The organism is Parapedobacter tibetensis (assembly GCF_024704835.1).
In the GTDB taxonomy this organism is placed as follows: domain Bacteria; phylum Bacteroidota; class Bacteroidia; order Sphingobacteriales; family Sphingobacteriaceae; genus Parapedobacter; species Parapedobacter tibetensis.
The window spans coordinates 82,999-108,056 of sequence record NZ_JAMXBE010000006.1 but is presented as its reverse complement, the minus strand read 5'-3'; the positions used below and the strand labels follow the sequence as shown (position 1 = coordinate 108,056).

General features: G+C 46.2%; 23 protein-coding genes. 12 read left to right on the top strand and 11 right to left on the bottom strand.

The genetic code is table 11. The features are described 5' to 3' along the window. The 12 genes from NF543_RS11950 (at nt 1) to NF543_RS11895 (ending at nt 12,797) form a co-directional block, all read left to right on the top strand. Nucleotides 1-624 carry a hypothetical protein gene (locus NF543_RS11950; protein WP_257668361.1) on the top strand — a complete coding sequence of 208 codons (624 nt, stop codon included), beginning with the start codon at nt 1-3 and terminating at the stop codon, nt 622-624. After that, complete coding sequence (locus NF543_RS11945; RefSeq protein WP_257668360.1) at nt 617-871, top strand: phosphopantetheine-binding protein; 255 nt, start codon at nt 617-619, stop codon at nt 869-871. The genes NF543_RS11950 and NF543_RS11945 overlap by 8 nt, the downstream gene beginning before the upstream one ends. After that, nucleotides 868-2,082 (top strand): beta-ketoacyl-[acyl-carrier-protein] synthase family protein, encoded by a 1,215-nt coding sequence (locus NF543_RS11940; RefSeq protein ID WP_257668359.1) that lies wholly within the window; start codon nt 868-870, stop codon nt 2,080-2,082. The genes NF543_RS11945 and NF543_RS11940 overlap by 4 nt, the downstream gene beginning before the upstream one ends. Then, on the top strand, nt 2,075-3,136 hold the full coding sequence (locus NF543_RS11935; protein WP_257668358.1) for a beta-ketoacyl synthase chain length factor: 1,062 nt from the start codon (nt 2,075-2,077) through the stop codon (nt 3,134-3,136). Before NF543_RS11940 ends, NF543_RS11935 begins: the two co-directional genes overlap by 8 nt. Continuing rightward, the gene (locus NF543_RS11930; protein ID WP_257668357.1) at nt 3,133-3,876 is read left to right on the top strand and encodes a polysaccharide deacetylase family protein; all 744 of its coding nucleotides are present in this window, start codon (nt 3,133-3,135) and stop codon (nt 3,874-3,876) included. Before NF543_RS11935 ends, NF543_RS11930 begins: the two co-directional genes overlap by 4 nt. Further along, the gene (gene lolA2, locus NF543_RS11925) at nt 3,857-4,498 is read left to right on the top strand and encodes a flexirubin biosynthesis/transport protein LolA2 (RefSeq protein ID WP_257668356.1); all 642 of its coding nucleotides are present in this window, start codon (nt 3,857-3,859) and stop codon (nt 4,496-4,498) included. The genes NF543_RS11930 and lolA2 overlap by 20 nt, the downstream gene beginning before the upstream one ends. A 53-nt stretch (nt 4,499-4,551) precedes the next feature. After that, complete coding sequence (locus NF543_RS11920; protein ID WP_257668355.1) at nt 4,552-4,920, top strand: ApeI family dehydratase; 369 nt, start codon at nt 4,552-4,554, stop codon at nt 4,918-4,920. Between the two features lie 3 nt (nt 4,921-4,923). Next, nucleotides 4,924-5,397, top strand: a complete 474-nt coding sequence (locus NF543_RS11915) for a hypothetical protein (protein ID WP_257668354.1) — start codon at nt 4,924-4,926, stop codon at nt 5,395-5,397. Nucleotides 5,398-5,407: 10 nt separating this feature from the next. Then, entirely contained in the window at nt 5,408-6,595 is a 1,188-nt protein-coding gene (locus tag NF543_RS11910) for a DUF2062 domain-containing protein (protein WP_257957480.1), read from the top strand. 91 nt (nt 6,596-6,686) lie between these two features. Further along, nucleotides 6,687-10,400 carry a 1-acyl-sn-glycerol-3-phosphate acyltransferase gene (locus NF543_RS11905; protein WP_257668352.1) on the top strand — a complete coding sequence of 1,238 codons (3,714 nt, stop codon included), beginning with the start codon at nt 6,687-6,689 and terminating at the stop codon, nt 10,398-10,400. Beyond that, nucleotides 10,384-11,952, top strand: coding sequence for a phytoene desaturase family protein (locus NF543_RS11900; protein WP_257668351.1), 1,569 nt, complete (start codon nt 10,384-10,386; stop codon nt 11,950-11,952). The genes NF543_RS11905 and NF543_RS11900 overlap by 17 nt, the downstream gene beginning before the upstream one ends. Further along, the gene (locus NF543_RS11895) at nt 11,934-12,797 is read left to right on the top strand and encodes a cupin-like domain-containing protein (RefSeq protein ID WP_257668350.1); all 864 of its coding nucleotides are present in this window, start codon (nt 11,934-11,936) and stop codon (nt 12,795-12,797) included. The genes NF543_RS11900 and NF543_RS11895 overlap by 19 nt, the downstream gene beginning before the upstream one ends. Before the next feature lie 14 nt (nt 12,798-12,811). On the opposite strand, the gene msrA is transcribed toward NF543_RS11895, so the two are convergent. From msrA to NF543_RS11840, 11 genes are all read right to left on the bottom strand, one after another. Further along, nucleotides 12,812-13,327, bottom strand: coding sequence for a peptide-methionine (S)-S-oxide reductase MsrA (gene msrA, locus NF543_RS11890; RefSeq protein WP_257668563.1), 516 nt, complete (start codon nt 13,325-13,327; stop codon nt 12,812-12,814). Between the two features lie 280 nt (nt 13,328-13,607). Further along, nucleotides 13,608-14,408 carry a glucosamine-6-phosphate deaminase gene (locus NF543_RS11885; protein WP_257668349.1) on the bottom strand — a complete coding sequence of 267 codons (801 nt, stop codon included), beginning with the start codon at nt 14,406-14,408 and terminating at the stop codon, nt 13,608-13,610. Between the two features lie 13 nt (nt 14,409-14,421). Then, a complete protein-coding gene (gene nagA / locus NF543_RS11880; RefSeq protein WP_257668348.1) occupies nt 14,422-15,636 on the bottom strand; it encodes an N-acetylglucosamine-6-phosphate deacetylase in 1,215 nt (404 codons plus the stop codon). Between the two features lie 22 nt (nt 15,637-15,658). Beyond that, entirely contained in the window at nt 15,659-16,984 is a 1,326-nt protein-coding gene (locus tag NF543_RS11875; RefSeq protein WP_257668347.1) for a sugar MFS transporter, read from the bottom strand. A gap of 44 nt (nt 16,985-17,028) precedes the next feature. Then, nucleotides 17,029-18,381: a Gfo/Idh/MocA family oxidoreductase gene (locus NF543_RS11870; protein ID WP_257668346.1), complete on the bottom strand. Its 1,353-nt coding sequence runs from the start codon at nt 18,379-18,381 to the stop codon at nt 17,029-17,031. A 148-nt stretch (nt 18,382-18,529) separates the two neighbouring features. Further along, nucleotides 18,530-20,869: an alpha/beta fold hydrolase gene (locus tag NF543_RS11865; RefSeq protein ID WP_257668345.1), complete on the bottom strand. Its 2,340-nt coding sequence runs from the start codon at nt 20,867-20,869 to the stop codon at nt 18,530-18,532. Nucleotides 20,870-20,920: 51 nt separating this feature from the next. Next, a complete protein-coding gene (locus NF543_RS11860; protein WP_257668344.1) occupies nt 20,921-21,241 on the bottom strand; it encodes a chitobiase/beta-hexosaminidase C-terminal domain-containing protein in 321 nt (106 codons plus the stop codon). Nucleotides 21,242-21,243: 2 nt separating this feature from the next. Continuing rightward, nucleotides 21,244-21,387, bottom strand: a complete 144-nt coding sequence (locus tag NF543_RS11855; protein WP_257668343.1) for a twin-arginine translocation signal domain-containing protein — start codon at nt 21,385-21,387, stop codon at nt 21,244-21,246. Between the two features lie 243 nt (nt 21,388-21,630). Further along, nucleotides 21,631-22,941: an enolase C-terminal domain-like protein gene (locus tag NF543_RS11850; RefSeq protein ID WP_257668342.1), complete on the bottom strand. Its 1,311-nt coding sequence runs from the start codon at nt 22,939-22,941 to the stop codon at nt 21,631-21,633. Between the two features lie 23 nt (nt 22,942-22,964). Further along, on the bottom strand, nt 22,965-24,032 hold the full coding sequence (locus NF543_RS11845; RefSeq protein ID WP_257668341.1) for a dihydrodipicolinate synthase family protein: 1,068 nt from the start codon (nt 24,030-24,032) through the stop codon (nt 22,965-22,967). Between the two features lie 4 nt (nt 24,033-24,036). Beyond that, a complete protein-coding gene (locus NF543_RS11840) occupies nt 24,037-25,056 on the bottom strand; it encodes an NAD-dependent epimerase/dehydratase family protein (RefSeq protein ID WP_257668340.1) in 1,020 nt (339 codons plus the stop codon). Between the last annotated feature and the right edge of the window lie 2 nt (nt 25,057-25,058).

Here is a 25,058-nt window from a genome sequence, read left to right as displayed (position 1 = left end):
ATGGACATGCATACATACCATATCCAGTCCTATTGCATTATCCGGGAGCGGTCTATCCATATGGATGGGGTAACCGTTCTGAAAACGGAGGCTTTGACCACGCTTAATGATTTCCTCAAATCCGCCTATAGGCAATTGGGCATCGACTATCCCAAATTTTATAAGATGGATGCACTTTGCAAAGCCGTTTTCATCGCTGTGGAACTGATGGCCCGGAAAGCAGGGCCTATCAAACCGGATACCGCTCTCATTTTTTCCAATTATTCCTCCAGCCACCTCTCCGATGAGAAGCATGCAATGGATCTTTTTAGTGCAGATAATCCCATGGCAAGCCCCGCCACGTTTGTATATACATTACCGAATATTGCTATGGGTGAGATTAGTATCCGGCACAAATTGCACAGCGAAAATGTTTTCTTTATTTTTGACAGCTATTTGCCTGAATTCCTAGTCCCTTATAACGATTCGGTACTGGATAATCAAAAGACCGAAAATATCATCAGCGGTTGGGCGGAAGTAGGCGAACAGGGGTGCGATTTGTTTCTGTACCTCATCGGAAAATCGGGCAAAACGCCCCATACCGTAGCATATTTAAAAACATTATATCACAACGAACATGAGTGAATTGACACAAGAGCTGAAGGCAAAAATTATCACCCAGCTAAATTTGGAAGATATCAACGTAGATAATCTGGAAGACGACACTCCATTATTTGGCGATGGGTTGGGCTTGGATTCCATTGACGCATTGGAGTTGATTGTGATGCTTGACAAGAGTTATGGCATCAAACTTTCGGATCCCAAGGAGGGGCGCAAAGTATTTGAAACCATCCAAACGATGGCCGATTTTATTGAGGCAAATCGCAAATGACCAATCGCTCCCCGATAGCCATTACAGGAATGGGGGCCATTTCCGCCATAGGGCAAGATGTAGCGGCCAACCTCAACTCCCTACAGCAATCCAAACATGGAATAGGGCCAATCACCCATTTAGAAACCTTCCATCGAGACCGGTTGCTGGTGGGCGAAATAAGCATGAACAACGCAGCGCTTTACGATCGTTTAGGCATCCCTCGCACCGAAGCCTATACGCGGAGTACCTTATTGGCTTTGGTGGCTGCAAAAGAGGCTATCGATGCTGCTGGAATCGATTTGGGTAGTCCTCTTAGAACCGGCATCATCTCCGCCATCACCGTTGGTGGCATGGACGCTACGGAACAATACTATGACGATTACCTAGACTCCGACACCCATCGGCATTTCATACCTACACATCCATGCGGATATTCCACCGAACAATTAGCCGATTATTTTGGAATAAATGGGTTCGTCACCACCATCAGTACCGCTTGTTCCTCCGCCGCTAATGCCATCATGTTGGGGGCGAGGATGATCAAAGCCGGCCTGCTGGATCAGGCAATCGTGGGCGGTACGGATTGTCTATCGAAATTCACCATCAACGGTTTTAATTCCTTGATGATTTATACCGATGGCCATTGCCGCCCCTTTGACGAAAACCGCAATGGGTTGAATTTAGGAGAAGCGGCGGCTTTTATCGTGCTGGAATCACCCAAATTGGTTGAGGAGCGCAAAAAACAACCGATAGCCTACCTCACAGGCTATGGCAATGCCAACGATGCGTATCATCAAACCGCCTCTTCGGATGATGGTGAAGGTGCCTACCTCGCCATGAAGCAAGCGCTGGAGATTGCAGGGCTGACCGCCGAAGATATCGATTACGTCAATGCGCATGGCACAGCTACCCCCAACAACGATTTTGCCGAAGGCCATGCCTTGCTCCGCATATTTGGATCAATGGACAACTTGCCGGATTTCAGCTCAACCAAAGCATTCACCGGGCACACCTTGGCGGCGGCAGGTGCCATCGAAGCCATATTTTCGGTGCTTGCTTTACAGCATCAGCTTGTTTTTCCCAATTTGAACTTTTCTCAACCTATTACATCGCTAGGCATTGTTCCTCAAACCAACTTGAAATCCAAGCGAATTAGCCACGTCCTATCAAACTCTTTCGGTTTCGGGGGCAATTGCAGTGCATTGATATTTTCAAAAGCAGATGACTAAGCCTATATATATCCATGGCCATGGTTGCATTTCCATTCAGCCGACTTTCGAAACCAACTATTTCTTCGAAACCGTCCATACGTATGCCCAAAATCCGATACCGGTCCTCGATCCCGACTATAAAGCACGGATACCTCCCCTCCAACTGAGACGCATGAATAAAAGCATGAAGATGGCCATTTCCGCTTCGAAGTTGGCTTTAGAGGAGGCAGGGAATGTGGACATCGATGCTGTAATTACAGGCACGGGGCAAGGTTGCTTACGGGATTCGGAACGTTTTGTGGAAACCATCCTGGCCGATGAGGCCGAGCTCTTAAACCCCACGCCATTCATCCAATCTACCCATAATATGGCTGCTGCAGCTATCGCCTTGGCCTTGGGTTGCAAAGGCTATAACATGACCTACGTAAACAATGCCAATTCGTTCGAATCAGCTTTGCTCGATGGCATGCTTTACCTACAAGAGCACCCCAGTAAAACCATCTTACTAGGCGGCGTGGATGAGCTTGGATCTCGGTCGCCCGAATTCTGGAACATCGCAGGGTACCTAAAACATGGGAACTCCATCATTCCAAGCCCCATGAATGTGGATAGCGGCCCTGGCGAGATTTCCGCCGAAGGAGCAGCTTTTTTTGTGGCGTCACACCAAGAAGGAAAACAGGCATATGGGAAAATCATCGCCGTGGAAACCCGACATAAAACGGAAGATGCGGCGGCCTTCATCAACCAATTTCTGCAACGGAATGGGTTGGACATAGAAGCCATCGATGCGGTGTTAATGGGCAATAATGGTGATGTCCGCTATGATGGGATTTACGAAACGGTATGCCGCACGCTATTCCAGGGAATACCTCAGGTAGGCTTCAAACAGGTGCTGGGTGAATACGATACCGTGGTGGCTGCCGCTCTTATGCTGGCATTGCACATGCTCAAGCGCCAGCAAATCCCAAAGCTGCTCCATATGAATGGCCCACAACACCATGGTTTGCAACGAATTTTACTCTATACCCAACGCCGAGGGAAAAACCATAGTTTGATTTTAGTGGAACGATGAATTTTAGCGCGACCATACTCTTGAATTATTTCGACCTCATCCCTTGGCAGCTAATAGCCGTACCATTGATGATCGGTTTAGTGATCACCGCATTAGGTGCATTCAATGTGCAATGGAATTTTTTCCTAAATGCCATCCATCAAGGGGATACATCCAATCGCCAAATTGCCTTGACGTTTGATGACGGCCCCCATCCTATCTATACAAAACAAGTACTCGCATTACTCAAAAAACACGGCGTCCAAGCTACTTTTTTTTGTATTGGCAGACGGGTCTTACACTATCCAGAGCTCATTAAAGAACTTGACGAACAAGCACATATCATTGGGAACCACTCCTTTACGCATGCTGCTACGATAGATTTTCATTCGAAGGCACAATGGCTGGAGGAGCTCCGGAAAACGGATGCCGCTATTGCGGATACCATTGGCAAAAAACCGCTATTCTTCCGTCCGCCGTATGGGGTCACCACGCCTCACCTGGCAAAAACCATTAAGAAAAGCGGGCACCTTGCCATCGGTTGGCGTGTGCGGCCTTACGACACACGCCGGCAGCAACCGGCGAGCATCATTCGGAAAATATTGCACCAAATCAAAGCAGGAGATATCATCCTATTACACGATACCCATGAGCGAATCGTACCCGTTTTGGAACAGTTGTTGCCTGAACTTAAGAAGCGGAATTTCACAATGGTGACCGTGGAAAAACTTATCCGACGAAATGCGTATGCTCAACTATAGTATATTAGGGATTACCATGATGGTGGTTTCGGCCGCATTTGGCCAAAGTAAGACCTTGTCCACTGCTGAAGTCGTCACGTTGAAGGAAAAAGTGGCAGCCAACACCCAAACCCTGCAATCGCTCGTAAGCGACTTCACGCAGACTAAGCACTTGGATTACATGGAACATGACATCAAGTCTACAGGTAAGCTGTATTTCAGGTCACCCAGCAAAATTCGTTGGGAATACACCGATCCAACAACGTATGTAGTAGTCTTTGACAAGCAAAAAATGCATTTATACGATGGTAACGCTAAAAAAGACATTGACCTTACGACCAACAGACGGCTCAAAGGTCTGAATGATATTTTGATAGGTACTGTACAGGGCGGCAATATCTTCGACGAAAGTCGATTCAATATTTCATACCATCGCGATGGCACAGGATATTCGGCTATATTGATTCCCAAAGATAAGGCAATCGCCAAATATATCAAGCAGGTCGAATTGGCATTCGATACTAGCACGTATTTGGTCAAGCGTGTCAAAATCACCGATCCCACGTTGGATTACACATTAATCAAGTTTGAGAATCAGCGCAGAAATACCGCTGTGTCGGATGATAAATTCGTCATCAAATAGCGCAGCTTATATCCAACTGGTTTTTTTACTTTTGCCATAAAACAACTATATACATGTCGCTATTACATGATTTTTATTCGGTAGATGATTTCACGGCGCAGGACCGAAAGGTATCGGCGTTGATTTCCATCAATAAGGCACACTCGATATTTAAGGGCCATTTCCCAAACCATCCGGTTACACCAGGTGTCTGCATGATGCAGATCATTAAAGAGCTAACCGAAAAATGGGCGAAATGTGCATTGATATTAAAAAAGGCAAGGAATGTAAAATTCATGGCCATCATCAATCCCGAAGATAACCTAAACATTCAGGTAGAATTGGATATTGAAGAAGAAAACGGATTGATTTCCATTAAAAGTACCACTTCATTTGAAGATACCGTGGCGCTTAAATTCAGTGGTGTTTTCCAAAAAGTTTAGCTAATGAACAGATTCATTCCGATCGCCATCGTATTATTATGTGCCGTAGTACTTGCCAAAGCTCAAAATCTTTCTTCCATCAGGCACCAATACAGAGATGCCACCAAATCACAGGAGCAGGCACAAGAATTTTATGAGCAACTACAAGCCGTAAACAAAACGGATAAACCCGTCTTAGTAGCCTATAAAGGGTCGGCGCTCACCCTTTTGGCCCGATACGAAAAGCTCGCGGCTCGCGGCTCGAAAATCAAGGAAGCGGTGCAATGGATTGAACAAGCTGTGGCTGACGAACCCAATAATGCCGAGATCAGACTCATCCGCCTCAGCGTGCAGGAAAATCTTCCGAAATTCCTGAAATATAACCAGCATATCGAAACCGATAAGCAGTTTGTGCTGGGGGCTTTGCCAAGTATCCAAGACGAGGAACTTCGGGCCATGATCGAAGGCTATATCGCTGAGTTTTCCGACAACAACTGATGCTATGGTAATGGCCAGCAACGAGGTATTGGCATCCATCAACGCTTGTGTGGTCATTCCCACCTTCAACAACGCCAAAACACTTAAACGGGTACTGGATGGTGTGCGCACCTATACCTCATCCATTATCGTGGTGAACGACGGGTCTACTGATGAGACAACCGAAATACTGGCCAATTACCCTGATTTGAACATAATCCACCTAACAGGTAATAAGGGTAAAGGGTATGCATTGCGGAGCGGATTTAATGAAGCCTACAAGCGGGGCTTTGATTATGCCATTACCATCGACTCTGATGGTCAGCATTTTCCCGATGACATCCCGCGGTTCGTCACGGAAATTGAGGAAAAAGGAGAGGCCTTACTCATCGGTGCCCGAAATATGGACCAAGCGGGTGTACCACGGAAAAGTAGTTTTGGCAACCGGTTTTCCAACTTTTGGTTCCGGTTTGAAACCGGCATTGCCTTGTCAGATACGCAATCGGGATTTCGGCTATATCCCTTAAAAAAAATTCAGGATATCCGGTTTTATACCAACAAGTTTGAGTTTGAGGTGGAGGTTATTGTCAAGGCGGCTTGGCGCGGCATCCCTATACGGAACATTCCGGTGCGTGTATTATACGACCCTGACGAAAGGGTCTCTCATTTCCGCCCATTCCGTGATTTCACCCGCATCAGCATACTCAATACTTGGCTGGTATTAGTCACGCTGTTTTATATCCGACCACGGGATTATTTCCGGACATTCAAGGAAAAGGGATTCAGGCGCTTTTTTTTCGAAGACCTGCTCCACAGCGATGATCCTGCATGGAAGAAGGCCTCATCCGTTGCCTTGGGAGTTTTAGTAGGTCTTTCACCATTATGGGGCTTCCATATGGTAATCGTTCTCTTCCTCGCCTTCGTCCTGCGCCTCAACAAACTCATCGCCTTCGCTTTCTCAAATGTGAGCATCCCTCCCATGATTCCACTCATTATCTATACCAGTTTCCAAATCGGGGCGTTTATCATGGGGCAGCCTTCCGAGGCATCTTTCCAATGGTGGGAGCTTGGTACTTACCGAACCTTCATCCAGCAACACCTTACCGAATACATCGTGGGAAGTCTGGTACTGGCTGTTTTCGCCGCCATGGTATTCGGAATCTTGTCTTATCTGCTACTTAACATCAAAGCAAGCAGGAAGGACCGAAGAGCCGATTAGTACAGTTTTATGAAGACCGAGCCTCCTAAGCTTCCAATTGTTGGCCGTTCTATTCACTTTAAAGACGGCAAATCCCTAATATCTACTAACTTTGTACACCAAACGCTTGGCATTGGCAGCACTGTTTTACTCCATATACCGTTATCTAAAAAAACATAGGAAGGCTTTTTTCCTCTCCATACCACTGGTATTCATCCTGTTGGGCTATTTAGGTAGTCGCATTCGTTTCGAAGAGGATATCGCCAAACTCATCCCGATGGGTGAAGGCTCCGAACGGATTAATGAAGTATTTCAATCTGTAAAATTTGCAGACAAAATCATTGTCAATGTATCCACTCCTCATGAAAACGGCATTGCCTCGCTACAGGAATATGCCGATGCCTTTGCGGAAACGATAGAACGGGATGCCGGGCCATACATCCAACGCTTGCAGGTACGCATGGAGGATGACCAGCTTACGGAGTTGATGGATATTGTAGCCGACAACCTTCCGCTTTTCCTGGATGATGGTGATTACCGCCAAATCGACTCCTTGCTACAGCCTCAAGCCGTAGCCGAAAAAGTACAAGAATCCTACCGGGCCATCACAACACCCCAAGGCTTGATTACGGCCCCGTTTGTCCGGCAAGATCCATTGGGTATGATTGTTATGGGCTTGCGTAAATTCCAACGTCTGCAATCAGGCGACCATTTTACGTTAGAAGACGGTTACCTTGTTGCCCATGGCCGTAAAAATCTGCTGCTATTCATCACACCAGTTGCAGGTGCCAGTGAGACTGCTCAAAATACGCAATTCATCCACTTACTGGATAACACCATCAAGGAGTTGAATAGCAAATATAACGGACAAGCAACAGCGGAATATTTTGGTACCACGGCAGTGGCGGTTTCAAATGCAAGGCAAATCAAGGCAGACATCCAAATCACCTTGTCTATTGCCCTGATTATCCTCTTGTCATTTTTCATCTATTTCTATAGGCGCATCTATACGCCGCTCATTATCTTATTGCCATCTGCTTTTGGCTGTTTGCTGGGCATCACTGTGCTGTACCTGCTTAAAGGTACGATCTCCGCCATATCCATTGGTATCGGTTCGGTACTGTTGGGTATCACGCTCGATTATTCCCTGCACATCCTCAGCCACTACCGCAGTACGGGCCATGTGAAAAAGCTTTTCGAAAGCATCACCAAACCCTTACTTATGTGCGCCGTATTTACAGCTGCAAGCTTTCTTTGCCTGCTCCTGCTTCGCTCGGATGTGCTGAAAGACCTTGGGATTTTTGCTACGGTAAGTGTCTTCGGAGCAGTAGTGTTCGCCTTGCTATTCATCCCCCAGGTGTATGTGCCGCACCGCCATACGTCGTTGAGGAAACAAACTTTTGTAGATGCGTTGGCAAGGTATCCATTCAGCAAAAATAGGTGGATACTAGGCGCAGGTATCATACTAGCAGTCATCAGCTTGTTCACCTTTCAAAACGTCCGTTTTGACAATGATCTCGCCGCACTGAATTATCAGCCTCAATACCTGAAACAGGCCGAAGCAAACCTGCATGAACTAACCAACCATGGGGCCAAGTCCATCTATGTAGTGGCTTACGGTGACACCTACGATGAGGCGCTGGAAAAAAACACCCAGTTGTATCGGCAATTGGAGAAACAGGAGCATGAAGGCACTATCCTCAGTTTCAATTCGGTGGGTGGGATTGCGTCGTCCAGCATGCATCAACACCATAAAATCAAGCAATGGAACGATTTCTGGTCCAATGGCAAAAAGGAACATGTGGCGCAAACGCTTATCGACGAAGGTCGCAAAGTCGGCTTCAAAGAAAACACCTTCCACCCCTTTTTTGAGTTAATGGACACGGAATTCACACTTCTGGATTCAACAAGCTATATGCAGCTGGATAGCTGGTTTCTTGATGAATTCATTTCCACGGGTAAGGGCCTTGTCACCGTGACATCCATCATCAAAACGGAGTTGGAAAATAGCACCAAACTGATAGAAACATTGTCAACCGATGGTGAGGGCATACTGGTGATTGACCGCAAACAATTGCAAGAAAAACTATTGGGTAACCTGAAGGCCGATTTCAATAAACTATTTGTCATCGCTTCAGTCGCCGTTTTTGTTGTCATTTTCTTCTTTTTTGGAAGCCTGGAATTGACACTCATCACCAACATCCCCATTTTTTTGGGCTGGTTTATTACCTTGGGATTGATGGGCGCATTCGGTATCCAGTTTAATGCGTTCAACATCATCATCACGACCTTGATTTTTGGATTGGGTGTAGACTACGCCATTTTTGTGACCAAGGGGCTTTTGGAACAATATACTTATGGCACAAAAGACATGGCAGCATACAAATCGGGTATTATCATGTCTGCTTTATCGACGATAGGCTGTTTTGGCATCCTGGTTTTCGCCAAACATCCCGCCATTCGATCCATATCCATTATTCCACTCATCGGCTTGTTGGCGGTGGTATTGATGTCGTTTTCCATACAGCCATGGCTTTTCCGTACATTCATCAGCCGTCCACAAGAACAGGGGAATACCCCTTGGCGCATCTTAAACCTTGGCCTCACCGGCTTTACGTTTGGCTATTTTTTCCTTGGTGGGTTGACATTGAGTCTTGTGTCGCAAGTGCTCATCCCACTGGTACCCATGAGTAAAAAGAAGAAGTTTGCCTATTTTCATCGGGCTGTGCGACTTTTCTTCCATAACCTCATGTACAGGACGCCATTTGTGAAGATGGAGGTCATCGGTCAGCAAACCGCCAACTATGATCGGCCGGTCGTCGTCATCGCCAACCATACCTCCATATTAGATACTCCCACCATGGGCATGCTCCATCCTAAACAAATCTTCATGGTGAATGACCGCGTGCTTCGCTCAAAATTCTTTGGCAAAGCCATTCAGATGGCGGGATTCTATCCTTCATCTGAAAACCATACCGATGGTCTTGATGCGCTAGCCAATAAGATCAAACAAGGATATTCCATCATCATCTTCCCGGAGGGAACACGGTCCAATGCAGCGAAGATAAACCGCTTTCATAAAGGGGCATTTTACCTTTCTGAGCAGCTTCAGCTCGACATCCTTCCGGTATTGATCCATGGCAATGCCGACGCCTTGCCTAAAAACGATAATATGTTGAAGACGGGGAACATCACTATGAAATTCCTTCCTAAAATCAACTATGATGATATGGAATTTGGTACCACTTATGTAGAACGCACCAAAAAAATCGCTGCTTATTACAGGGAGGCGTTTAGGGAGTTCAGGCGTGAACGTGAATCACCCGATTACTTCAAGAATAAACTCTATTTCAACTACCTATATAAACCGAAGCATATCCAACGGGAGGTGAAGTCTGTTTTCACGGCCAACAAAACGGCTTACCATCAACTCGTACGGCAGCTTCCACTCAAGACCACCATCTTACATTTGGGTTGTGGATATGGGGTGTTGGATTTTTTGTTGGTATATGATAGTGCGGAACGCCATGTAACGGCATGGGATGGGAATCCAGAAAAAATAAGTGCGGCCCGGAACACATACTCCGTAAATCGGTATCCCTTGCATTTTATGCATCATATTCGTACGAAAATACAAGGATATCGTGTCCTGATTGTATCAGAGGCTGTAACTTTCGATTGGACGCCATACCTGGAAACCTTGGAGTGGATCGTTTTCGACCAAGCAGAATCTGATAATTTTACTATCTTAGATGGGTTGGAATTTCAATTGGTCTTCCATGAAAAGGATATAAGGATTTACAGAAAAAATGCCGGAATCGTTTGATATCGTGGTCATGGGCAGCGGATTGGGTGGACTCGTCTGTGCTACCATCTTCGCTAAAGAAGGCTTCAATGTATTGGTATTAGAGAAAAACAACCAATACGGAGGCAACCTGCAAACTTTTGTACGCGATCGGTGTATCTTCGATACCGGGGTTCACTACATCGGCGGCTTGGAAACTGGCCAAAACCTTTACCAATATTTCCATTACCTCGGCATTGCCGATAGGCTTCGTCTCAAAAGGATGGATGTGAATGGGTTCGATTTGGTGACCTTCGATAATGACAGCAACGAATATCCGTATGCGCAGGGCGGGGAAAATTTCGTGGCCCAACTCAGCCAATATTTTCCAGAAGAGCACGAAGGTATTAAAAGATTCCATGGCAAGATGAAGGAAATCTGTCAAAGCTTTCCGTTATACCGCCTCAACGCCGAAGACACCTACCAATGGAACGAGGACATCCTTGGCCTGAAGGTAAGCGATGTCATCAATAGCTGTACTTCCAATCCCAAACTCAGGGCGGTATTAGCCGGCACAAACCTTCTATATGCTGGTATGGAAGACAAGACACCGTTCTATGTCCATGCCTTGTCCATCAATTCCTATATTGAAAGTGCTTGGCGATGCATCAACGGCGGTGGGCAGATTGCCAAATTACTCATCAGGGAAATACGTAAGCATGGGGGAAAAGTATTGAAATACAAGGAAGTCGTGAAATTTCAAGTCGAAGATGGATTGCTCCGTGCCATATCGACCTTGGATGGAAGCACCTACCATGCGACATCCTTCATTTCGAATATCGATCCAAAGAAGACGCTCGACCTCATAGGCAATTATCCGATACGCAAGTCATATGTCAACCACATTCGGCAAGCGGAGAATACCATGTCGTCGTTCAGCCTGTATATTGTGTTTGAACCACAGCGCATGCCTTACCTCAACAAAAACTACTATCACTTCAAGGATGAAGCCAGCGTATGGGGCAACATCGATTACCGCACAGCGGACTGGCCGGCAGGCTATATGGTATCCATGAATGCCAAAAGTGATAACGACCAATGGGCGGATGGTATGACCGTATTTACCTACATGCGTTACGATGAGGTGAAAGCATGGGAAAACAGCCGCAATACAGTGGCTGATACCGAGTATCGGGGAGAGGGCTATGAACGGTTCAAGCAAGAAAAGACCGAAATCATGCTCCAGGAATTGGAAAAGAAATTCCCCGGTCTAAGGGAGCATATCCATGCTACTTATGTATCTACGCCACTCACCTACCGCGACTATATAGGCAGTGAGACCGGCGGCATGTATGGTTTTGTAAAAGATGCCAATCATCCCTTGAAAAATTATTTGCCACCCCGTACCAAAATCAAAAATCTTTTGCTCACTGGGCAAAGTGTAAACATGCATGGGATCCTTGGGGTGACTATCAGCGCCGTGCTTACCTGTGCCGAGCTTTTAGGCAAGGAGTACCTTATGGGAAAAATCAACAAGGCTAATCAAATCGAATCGTTAACTACAAATGATCCCTTATGGCAACGTTTGACCTGAGGCAATTAGAACGCATACAAAAAGTCACTAAAGCGGATTTTATAAGTCGCTACTACCGACCACAGCAACCTGTGCTTATTGAGAACCTTACTGATACATGGAACGGAAAATGGACACTCAACCATATCAAATCCTTGGCGGGAGATCAAACCGTACCGCTATATGACAACAAACCCGCCCAAGGAAAAGAAAGTGTGTACGAGCCAGTGATGAAGATGAATTTCGGGAAGTACATCGATCTGATTAAGAGCGAACCCACTGACCTCAGGATTTTTTTCTATACCATCAAGGATCATTGCCCAGACCTATTGGAGGAATTCGAATATCCGGATATCGGGCTGAAATTTTTCAAAAGACTGCCGGCCCTGTTTTTTGGTGGTGGGCAGTCCAAGGTTTTTGCACATTACGATATCGACCTGCCAGATAATTTGCATATCCATTTTGAGGGTAACAAACGGGTTGTCCTCTTTGGCCCAAACCAAAGCAAAAACCTTTATAAGGTTCCTCTTTCCATCCATAATATTGACAAAATTGATATGGACAATCCGGATTTCGAGCGATATCCCGCGTTAGGTCACGCCCAGGGGTTTGAGGTATATATGAAACACGGTGATGCGCTTTATATACCGAGTGGGTGGTGGCATTACATCACCTACCTCGATGGAGGGTTCTCTATGACGTTGCGAGCCCTGCCCAGAACACCCAAACGTTTTGCAAACATGCTCTACAACGTCTTTGTAATGCGGAATATTGACAATGCCATGCGTAAAATAAAGGGTCAAAAATGGCTGGATTTCAAGGAGCAATGGGCACATCGGCGTGCAAATAGGATTACTTCAACTTGAAATTAACGTGACGCTCAACTTCCCGATGCATTCAAAAACTTTTGTAATTTCGGTGCAATTACCGCTGCGCAATACGGATTTTGAGGGTTGTTGTTGAAATAATCATGGTGGTAGTTTTCGGCCACATAAAATGGCTGCGCCGGAGAGATCTCGGTCACAATCGGATCGTCATATACGTTATTCGCTTCCAATTGCTTCACAAATTCTTTCGCCTCGGTATGCTGCTGTTCATCATGGTAAAAGATGACCGAACGGTATTGCGTCCCTACATCATTGCCCTGCCTGTTTAACGTGGTGGGGTCATGCGTCTTGAAAAAGACAGCCAGCAATTCCCTGTAGGGCAATATCGTTTCATCGTATTCAATCTGTGTCACCTCCGCATGCCCCGTGGCCCCCGTACAAACTTGTTCATACGTTGGGTTCGCGCGCGCGCCACCCATATAGCCGGGCTGTACACGGTTCACACCTTCCAATTGTTGGAAAATCACCTCTGTACACCAGAAGCATCCTCCGCCGAATGTTGCTATCATCATTTTTCAGCTATCAGCCGTCAGCTACCAGCTTCGACTGGTACAAACTTAGCTAAACTTGCTTTTATATACAAGTTCGCTAGGATGCATTCCAAATTGTCGTTCTTCGTCTTTGCGAACCAGCGCGGGAGGCATAAGCGATGGAGTGACCGCGAAGCAGCTCCGAAGGAAACCAATCTAACCCTGACGAAGATTGCCTCGGCTCGCTCGACCCGACACAGCCTACCAATGACGCCAGAAAGATGTTGTCAAAAGCGACAATATGAAATGCACCCATCCGTTATAAATTTGTATGACTTTCCAACAACGCTCCGCTATCCTTATCTATAAACAAAACGGCCTGTGGATGCCTCCTTAAAATAGTCGAAGGATAAACCGGGTTGACCGCTTCTTCTAGGGTATGACGTACTGCCTTAGCCTTATTGCTTCCCGGCACCATGCAGAAGATATACTGGGCACCGAGCAACGTGGGAATCGTCAATGTCAATGCGTAGGATGGCACTTCCTTAAGGGCCGCGAAACACCCATCATTCACCTGCTGCTGCCTGCATTCCAGGTCGAGATCCACGATTTTCACTGGCTCAGGGTCGTTGAAATCGGCCACATGTGGATCATTGAATGCAATATGGCTATTCTCCCCTATTCCCATGCAAACAATATCTGTGGGATATTTATCCAACAGGTCTGCATAACGCAAGCACTCCTTTTGAGGATCTGGGTTATTGCCGTCGAGATAATGTACTGAATGGAATGGGACCTTTGCGAAAATTCGTTCCTTCAGAAAATTCCCAAACCCTTGGGGGGCACTTTCCGCCAGTCCAATATACTCGTCCATATGGAATGCGTTAATCCGTGACCAGTCAACTTCATCGGCCAGTATCAATGCTTCCAAAAATTCATTTTGGGATGGCGCAGCAGCAAATACGATATTCACCGTTTGTCGATGCTCAAGGAGTTGGTTTATGGTATCGATGACTGCCCTAGCAGCTGCATCTCCCAATTCCATACGATTAGCATATTCCTTGACCACTAATGAATCAACTTTTCGCTCTTGAATTGCTTTACTTGATATGTGAGACATTTTTACTAACGTGCTAAATAGTTTCTTTCCATGTTGTTTGTTCCCGTTGGTAAACTACGGAACCGCCTACCATGGTGGTATGTATATTTATATGCTTGTCAAAGATGACGATGTCCGCTTGCTTACCCACCGCTATGCCGCCCATCTGACTGCCCAAACCCATGATGCGGGCCGGAGTGGCCGTGGCCATCCGCACCGCATCAATCAATGGAATATCAGCCATATCGACCATATTATGCACCAATTGATTGGCCGTGGCCACACTTCCAGCAAATGCCTTTCGATCGGGCATCTTTGCCACACCATCCTCCACGAGCACTTCTGTACCATCGTGCAGGCTACCCAATACACTTTTCCCCGATGGCATGGCCGCTGCCCGCATCGCATCAGTAATCAAGGCTGTCCGATCAGGGCCTTTGATTTTGTAGACCAGTTTGAGCAACTCTGCAGGAAGATGTTTGCCATCAGCAATGATTTCAACGTCCATTTCATCGATAAGGAAAGCACTTTCTACCGCGCCCCCATATCGAAACGCATTCCTACGCGATACGCCAGACATAGCGGAATATAAATGGGTGGCCAAGGTATAGCCATTTTCAAACGCTTCTATCATGTCATCATAAACCGCGTCGGTATGGGCAACGGAAGCTAAAATCCCCCGATCACGCAATACGCGACCGAATTGAATGGCGCCCGCTTTCTCAGGAGCAGCACTCCAACGCACGATGGAAGAAGAAGCCTCTAAAATCTCCATATACTCTGCAGGATCAGGGTCCCGGATATAACGCGCATCCTGGGCACCACGTTGTTTTAGGGAAAAATACGGACCTTCTATATGCATCCCCAAGAAACGGGATCCAACATTGTTTAACCGATGTGCTTTTTCATAAACTTCCAACGTATCGAGCAGCGACCCTTTATCGCTGGTCAGTGTAGTGGGTACCATCGCTGTAGTGCCGTAGTGCGCATGGGTTTCAGCTATTTTTAAAAATCCCGCCACAGAACCATCCATAAAATCATGGCCGCCACCGCCATGTACATGGATATCGATGAAACCTGGCGCTATATATTGTCCCCTAGCATCGATCGCTATCGCGTCGGCTGCCGTAATGTCTGCATCATTTATTGCAGTGATGACGCCATTGGTAATCAACACCGAACCATTCTTAATCATTCGATACGGTGTAATCACCGTTCCATTCACAATTTTTATTTTTCTTTCCGACATCTATTTTTCGTTTTAACAGCTTTTAATTCAATGACCAACGCCGAATCTTATGGCCATAGAATGCATAGTAAATGAGGTATAAATAACAAGGAAACAGCACCCAATAGGCCTGTCGTAATCCATGTAAATCAGCAAAATAGCCATATAACAAGGGCATAATCGCATTTCCACAAAGTCCCATAATCATCAAGGATGCACCTACTTTGGTAAACCGCCCTAAACCATCCAAAGCAAGGGGCCAGATACCGGCCCATGTCAATGAATTAGGGATTCCGAGCAATACGACGCACCAAATGGATATATCGGCCGTATGGCCCAGGAAAGTAACCTCTCCCCGGGCAAAGACAATAAGCAAGGAAAGTACAATCCCCATGACAGTAACCAATCGCAAGACATTGGTTTGGCTAATCCACCTGGGGATAACGGTAATGCCGAGGCAATAACCCACGATGGCCATAGACAATGTATATGAAGGGAAGACTTTGGCATCTATCAATGAAATCCCCATCGAACCGGCATAATTGATGATGGTATCAATGGAAATCACTTGCGCACCCACATGGATAAAAATAGCCACCGCTCCCAGTACTAAGTGTGGGAATTGGAAAATACTCATCTTGCTGCTGTTGGAAACGGCAACTTCTTCACTTTCATTTTCCGTATTTAGTTCGGGAAGTGGGGAATATCTGACTCCGATACCGATTAACAGTAATGACGCGCCTACTACGGCATAGGGGATAATGACGCGCCTGATCAGCTCATCCAGTGCAGCGGCCCTTGCTGTTTCGGTCATGCCAGCCAGACTATCAAACATGGCCTGGTCCGTAGGGCGCAATACGGCCGCAGCAAATAATAATGGGGCAACGATCCCAGCAAACTTATTGCAGATACCCATGATGCTGATGCGCTGAGCGGCACGTTCCTTGGGCCCCAATATGGTGATGTAGGGATTGGCTGCGGTCTGCAGGATGGCCAAACCGACCCCAATGGTGAATAAGCCGGCTAAGAATATTTCATAAGTTCGGGTCATGGCCGCAGGGATGAAGATGAATGCTCCCAGTGCTAAGGCCATAAAACCCACCATCATCCCCTTTTTGAAACCAATCGCCTTAAGCAGGTATGAGGAGGGGACAGACATTACGAAATAGGCAATGTAAAAAGCGAACGCAACCAAATAGGATTGAAAATGCGTGAGCTCACAAGCAATCTTGAAATAAGGGATCAGGATGGCATTGATCCATGAGAGGAAACCAAATATAAAGAACAGGATTCCGATGATAATGATGGATACCGTAGTGTCTCTTTTTGAAAGCGAGTCTACGCTAACCATAGCGGTAGCTTTTTTCATTTGTAATTTAATTAAGGGATATAATGGATATTCCGTCGGTTATGCTATGCGGTCGGCGCCCATCCCGGTTCATATTCCCTGCTCCAATATTTCAGTGCTTCTTGGTTGTTCAAAATATGGCCATTTGAAGGATCCGTATTTAACAATCCCCCGCTACGTTGCGCGATATTACCCAACTGTACCAATAGGGTGCTGATATGCCCACTAACGATGTCTGCATTTAATTGGCTTCCATTTTTGATACCATCAAAGAAATTCTGGATATGGATAGCATCCAGTGCTTGGGAAGGGCTAGTGAGGTTGCGTGCATCAATCGTGACATCATTTTTAACCTCTTTTATCAGGTTATTTTTGAGGTCGAAAACTTTGTACGCATTCCCTCCATCGATTTGCAAAGCGCCATTTTCTCCATAAAAGAGAACCCCTACGCTCGATCCATCTGTAGTTTGGCTATTACAACTGCGTCCTTCCCAAGTGATGAGGCTTTTATCCGCAAATTCCAAATTGATGACCTGCGTATCTGGGGCTTCCCAGTCATCTTGGTAACGGTATCGTCCCCCAGCTGAAGTTACTTTTGTGGGGTAATCTACTTGAAGGCCCCAACGAGCAAGATCTACCATATGGGTACCATTGTTCAACGCCTCGCCCGTACCCCAATGCCAAAACCAATGCCAATTGTAATGGATGAGGTTGTCTTTGTAAGCCATTCGCGGTGCCGGTCCTTGCCAAAGATCGAAATCCAGCCAAGAAGGCACAGCAGCTTTTTTGCCTATGCCTATTGAAGGCCTATTGTTGGAATACCAAGTTTTAGCAAAATAGGGTTTGCCGATAATTCCATTGTGGAGCTCATGGATCGCTTGCACAACATTGGGCCACGATCTGCGCTGATTGCCCATCTGGATGATGTTGTTGTACTTCTTTTGCACTGCGACCAATAGTTCACCTTCATTGGGATTATGGCTGCAAGGCTTCTCCAGGTAAACATGCTTGCCCGCTTTGGAAGCCAAAATAGCGGCGGGTGCATGCCAGTGATCCGGGGTGGCAACAATCAATGCATCCACCTCCTTGTCTTCCAGTGCTTTCCTAAAGTCAGGCTGCGCTTGGGGTTTCTTCTGTTGAATTTTTGTTACGCTGGAAATGCACTTTTCAGCGGCCCGGTTATCCACATCACAAACGTACCTAACTTCACAATTCGACTGTGCAGAAAAATTGTTCGCCAGTGCCAATCCGCGCGCATTGACCCCCATTATGGCAACTTGAAAACGTTCGTTCGCACCAAGGATATTGGCATAACTTTTGGCACTGAGACCGGGGAGTATACCGCCTAGTGATAGGGCAGCCGTACCAATTGTTGCCTTTTTAATAAAATCTCTTCTTGTATCAACCGGATTTTTCATGATTAGTTATTGTTTTATAATAATATTGAAGCCTTATTTTCTTCCCATCAATTGAAAATTGCCTCTTAAAGTGTTTCGTGTACGTACACGAAGGTAAATGATTTATTTTTAATTGCCATATTTTATTTTATTTTCTTATGCGGTCAGGTCAGTTTTTATTGTAAAGTTTCGAGAAGAAATGACCGACTTGGTGATTCATCTGACTTGTCATCCTGTTAATTTCGCGCGGGTATTCCACAAGTAATTCATCTTCTGCCCCGTATAAACGATAAACACCCTTTGCATTATCCAAGACTCGCCTTACTTCGCGCTCTGCCATATAACGGTCGAGCTGAGGTGCAATAATCATCACTGGTTTTGGGGCTATCGCTGCAATAATCTCATCAAAATCAACAGGTACTTGTTTTGGACGTTCGGCAAATAAACCCAAACGGGGAATAAAACCATGTAAGTGAGCATACGTTTTTAAACTTGGATACTGTTCATCTGATGTTCTCCACGGGGAAAAAGCGGCGACTACCGCAACGCCAGCCACCCGATCATCCAAAGCAGCCGTCATCAATGCAACACTGCCTCCAATCGTATTCCCCAATAAATAAATCTGTTTGTTATCTACGTATTCAATCATTTCCAATGCATCCAAACAGCCCGTTACATCCGCGATCATTTTCCCCATTTTAGACCATTGTGGAAACCGCGCATAAAAATTGGTACCTTCTTCAATCCGGGTACCAAAACCTAACATATCAATGGCGAGCACGGCAAAACCATTTTCAATCATCTTTTCAAATAGCAAACCATTGCCATTGCTTCTTTCTTTGTGGTAACCCTTGGCATACCCCGTAGAATATGCATATTGGTGCAGGTAAATCACCGCGGGTATCTTTCCGTTTTCACGATATTTAATATTGCCGGATTGGTCCACAGGACAATACAATATGCCACTTATATGATCCCCTATAGCATCGTACGGCCCGAGATGTATTGCTTTGGCTCCGCGAACCTTCGGTTCACTTATAATCTTGTTAATCCAATCATGCCTCGCTTCAATTGCTTCGCTGGGTTTGTTTGCTTTGACCCCCGGAGGTTCATTTCCTAATAACCACCTCAAGTTTTCAATGATTTTCTCCCTATCGGTACGGAAAGCCGATAGATGCTGATACCTTTCTTTCAAGGTTATCGGAGAAATTGTGTCGGCAGCGATTTCATCTGATAGGTGTTCTTGCTCCCACGCATCATAATTGTATGTAAAGTATAGATTGTTTTGCCAGGTAAGCTTTCTTCTTTTAAAATGGATATCTAGGAAATCTATCGACTTTTCGACATCCCTGGCAGCGACAGCATGTTCACCCATGCGGGTCAATACACCGATATTGTCAGGAACATCCATAAAATCATAAACCCTTTTTACCGAATAGTAACATTGTTCATTCGCCCAGGAATTCAACCCTTTTTCCACGATGGAGTAATGATATAATAATGCCCTTGGAGCGATTAATGCCCCTAATAAATTCTGATCTATCGGCAATTTGTCTTCCCTGCCGAAAAAGAACCGCAAACGTGGGTGAAACCAATGGCCATTCAATGCGGTTACATAATCCAATGTTTCACTGGCATATTGGGGGTCTCCGTACCGCCAAGGTGCATCACCTCCAGTACCCGAGCTACTAGCAATAACGGCTGCGATTCGTTCATCAAACGCTGCTGCCCATAATGATTGCTTCCCATTTCGGGAGTGCCCGGTGATGGCGATCTGTTTGTCATTAACTTCTTTGCGGGTTAATAAATAATCAACAACTCGCGAAGCGCCCCAAGCTCTACGCATCAGCATGCTGAAATCATCATGCGGGTATAATGCTTGATAGGCTTCTGTATCGTCTTTTGCGTCGGCAGCAGCATATACACAACCGATGTATCCTCTTCTCACTGCCAATTGTGCCCAGCCCCGATGCGTCCATTGGGTCATATATACCGGAAACGGGCCATTACCTATTGGTATCATCAACTCCAATGTCATGCTGGCCTTGTATTGGGGACCGAACCTTAATTTGATTAACTGTATACGGGTCTTTCCTTCTATTTCATCAGCAAGCACTTCTACCTTCATATCTTCCGGAGCGGGGGGCGTACTTCCCGCAATCCAATGTTGGTACTCCTTTTTGATCCATTCACGCTTTTTTTCCCATTCTCCTAATGTAGTTATGGGGTGCTCTTTGCCATCACGAATAATTGTTAAGGGCGCTGGAAGCATTGGTATAGATGGCATTTGTGCAAAATCTGGAGGTAATTCTCCCGTACGTAATAACCAGTCTTCCCAAGTACTGTCTTGGAAAGTTACCCTTCTTGTATTTTCCTTAAACCGTTGTTTAATATTAATCTGCAGGATGTCATTCAGGTACTCCTTTTGTCTTTCAAGCGCAGTTTGTGCCAACAAAGCGGTTGAAATAACACCGAATAACAGTAGCACCAAGAGTAGTTTTCTGTTCATTTCTTTACCTTAACATCTGTTGCTGGCATATCCATACTATCGGCATTGTTCTTAGCGTGGATATACCAATTCCTGACTTTCTTTAAAACCCAACCTAATGGCCCTTGCATGGATTTGGGTATCAGTAGGTATTTCAAAAGGTTCGATATATAGGGACCAAGTAGCCATGCTATCCGTCCGATAAGCAATTGAGGTCCCTTCAGTCTTACAGCTCAGGCGAATCTTGACCTTACCACTTCCCTTTTCTATAAGTTCCAACTGGGGTTTGTCGGTCGCCCGACTGTCCACATCGCAAACATAAGCCACTTCGCAATTATCTTGGCTCGAAAAATTAGTTGCCAATGCCAGTCCACGTGCATTAACCTCCATCATGGCTACCCTGACGCGTTCATTGGCGCCCAGGATATGGCATAACTCTTTGCGCTGAAACCAGAGAGTACACCACCAAAAGAAAGCGCTGCGGCACCGATAGCGGTCTTTTTGATAAAATCTCTTCTTGAGTTTGGTGATTCTTTCATGATCCGGTTATAATGTTGCACACCTGCCGTCCTATTGAAAATTTCCTCAACTTTCGTTTACGTGTACGTACACGAAAATATGTAAACTATTTTATATTCTGAAATATTATTTTAATTTATTTTTCTTATTCAGCCTCCAAAAATTGGCTTTTTGACAATGGCTTTTGCTGGCTATGAATGCTGGCGTGCCGCTCATCGTGCGGGTTACAAGTTACTCCAACGTGAGGCATACGTTTCAATACGTTACTCATCTATAATGGCCCCAATCGTGTCGAACCCTCCAAGTTGGCGCTCATAGTGTGGATAGGGTTTGAAGATACCCCCACTGCATGCATAATACGTATCATCCAAATAAAATGCGCCTTTATGGCGGACCGTCCATGGTGCCTCATGGCATGGATGATAGGTGAGCATTTGCAACCAATGTGTGTAGTTACTATCCCCATTGGTTTCAATCATTGCCATATTGATTGCTGGGAATGGGGCTAAACGGGCGATCAGGTTCTTCTGCCATTCAACTAAGATGGGATTTACCGTTAAGTCTGAACAAACGCAGGGGATACCATGATCATAGGCAATTTTTGCAATCTTCAATGTTGTGCTGAGCGTTTTGGCCACACTCTTCAGCACGATCACGTTATAACCAAGCTGTATACTTTCCAAGGCGCTTTGTTCGTCGAATATCCGTTCATCACCTGCAATGGCCATATCAATATCATCCACGGTTTGCGAATCGGCCATCGAAAAAGGCTCTTCGTAAAACAATATCCGGGCTTGTGCGCCAATCTGCCGGGCATGGTCGAGGTACCGAAGCAACGTGTCCTTCCTTTCATAACGTCCATTTGCGTCCATGGTATATCGGATAAAACCGTCCGGGGTATGTGGAGTATATCGTTCTTTCAATATTTCGTGGATTTGGGTAAGCCGGGCCATATCCTTTTCCAACATTTCCGCTTGATTGCCGGGATGCCCCGTTTTGATTTTGAAAATAAAATATCCTTCATCCACTGCAGCTTCTATCGCTTCCAGCGGCATATCGTAGGATATCTGAAACATGATCCCAATCTTCGAATTCCGATAACTAAACGGAGCCTTATACGCCTGGGGAATCATCTCAAAAAAATTTAGATGCCCGATCGCTTTTGCGTACAGCTGCCAGGCCGCATAGTCTATGCTAACCAACGCATTGTAACTGAAGTTGGTATGTAAGTCTCGTTTTCCCGTAAGTTTAACAGCCTCTTGCATGGCTAGGGGCAGCAATTTCTCCATCATGTCAACGGGATGTTCAAAACGGGTATTGCCCAAATGCTGTAGTGATTTTTCAACGAGCGCATACATCCAGGCATTGCTCTGCTCCTCCCCATGTTGTGCAAATAATTCGGCATCGGCATACAATGCGCTTTGGGTGGCCAGACCGATGCCCTGATCGCCCGTGGGTGAGACCAATCGGCATATGACCTGCCACAATGTGGTCAAATATGCACCTTTGAAGCCGAAGGGTATCCGTAAAGGTTCGCTTTCAAATGCGGAATCTGTGTTTGCGATTTGTATCATATTCTGCTGTATTTTTCGTATGGTCAACTACTGCTATACTGATTTCCAAAAAAATCAACGACAAAATCATCGTCGACAAGATTTGGATAATTTCCACAAACCCTACTGATCTCCGTATCCTGCCCTGGCGACAGTTTTTCCCCCGGATCGAGACACCACACCCCCTGAAGTAATCCCTGTCTCCGAAGTATTTCATGGATACCCGGAATACAGCCCTGAAAATCGTGGGCTGGATCGAAAATCGCTGCATTCATATCGGTAACCTGCACGCCCAGTTGCAGTAACCGATCCATTTCACGGAAACCTGAAGCCCGACAGTATTTTATCTGCTCCAGTAGCGACACCGCACAATGTGTCCATACCCCCCAATGTCCCAACAGCCCCCCAACGAAATGTTTCCGCACCGGACGGCCTTCCACCTCAAACGTATAATCTGTCAGTAAATCTGCGACGATATTATCGTCATTACCCGTGTACAATGCAATGTCTTTTTTTGCAAAACAGGCCGCCCGCATCACATCGAGTGTTTGGTATCTATTGAAAGCGGCTACTTTAATCGCCAACACATTGGGGATTTCGATAAATTTTGTCCAGAAATCATAGCTGAACACCCTGCCCCCTACGCTGGGTTGCAAATAGAAACCAAAGACGGGTATATGCTGGGCGACAGCTGCCGTGCGTTCCAATAGTTGTGTTTCGTCCCACCCCTGTAATCCGCCCATGCTCAGCAACCCCATATCATATCCCAACTGATAGGCGGTTTGTGCCTCTCCGACTGCTTGCTCCAAATCGCCGCATATTCCAGCGATTTTCAGGAAATGACCGGCCGCCTCAGATCGGTCTACCTCCTCTGCTGCCAGCCGCAATACCCGTTCGAACAGGCCAATTCCTGGATTGCGTATGGCAAATTGGGTACTGTGTACACCCACCGCTACCCCGCCTGCTCCCGCAGCGATATAATAACGGGTCAGCATCCGCTGCCTATCTTCATCCAAGTGCCGTTGGGCATCCAAAGCCAGCGGATGTGCCGGGATAACCATTCCTTTGTGAAGCAGGTCATGTTTGTGCTGCGCTAATGTAATCGTCTTCATATGCTTAGAATTTTCCGCCTCGCTCTTGAAAATGAGTGGGTTTGTTAATCAATTTACCTCCTTGGAGTAACCAGGATGCCGTCATATCAATCATCTCCTTCAGTGTGACCCTTGGATACCCGAAGAGCTTGTGGGCTTCGGATGCATTACTCAACAATGCAGTAGGCTGTTCTTCATGGATAAATAATGGTTCTTTTTGAAAACGCAGGCCATATTGCTGGGCCAACCAGCGTATGGAAACAGTTTCCGGACCCGTTACATTCAATATTTTTGCAGGCGATGCACAATGGAGCAACGAGCGGATCGCTATTTCATTAGCATCGCCCTGCCAGATCACGTTCACGTTTTCTGTCCGCAGGTCAATCGGTTCACCGCTGAGCACCGATTTCGCGATTTCTACCATTACCCCATACCGGAAGTCCACGGCATAGTTCAGCCGGTAAATGAGCATGGGAGTATTATTCTTCTGCGAAAAATATTCAAATATCCGTTCCCTGCCCAAGCAAGATTGGGCGTATTCGCCAATGGGATCAGGGTTGGTTTCCTCGGATACGCCGCCGGATGTTACCGGTACGAAGGGGAGCACATTGCCAGAGGAAAAGGCTATGATATTAGAATTTCTATATTTTTCCGCCACCCTGCCTGGCAGGTAGGCGTTCATGGCCCACGTAAACGGCTCCTTCCCGGTAGTACCAAATTTATGGCCTGCCAGGTAGATCACATTGGGGGCATCCGGCAGTGCAGCAAGGTCAGCTTCGTTCAGCAGATCAGCTGCGATCGTTTCCACACCCGCCGCTTCAAGTGCCGTGCGGGCATCCCCGTCAGAGAAGCGCGAGACACCAATAATACGCTGGCTACTGCCGGCTATATCAGCTGCCTGTCGTGCTACACGGGCCATGGCAGGACCCATTTTACCCCCCACGCCTAATAATAATATATCTCCCTGGATGCGGCTGATGTCATCCACCAGCACCGGTGAGGGTTTTAGTATTTCCTGCTCCAATAATGTTAAATCATCCATCATGT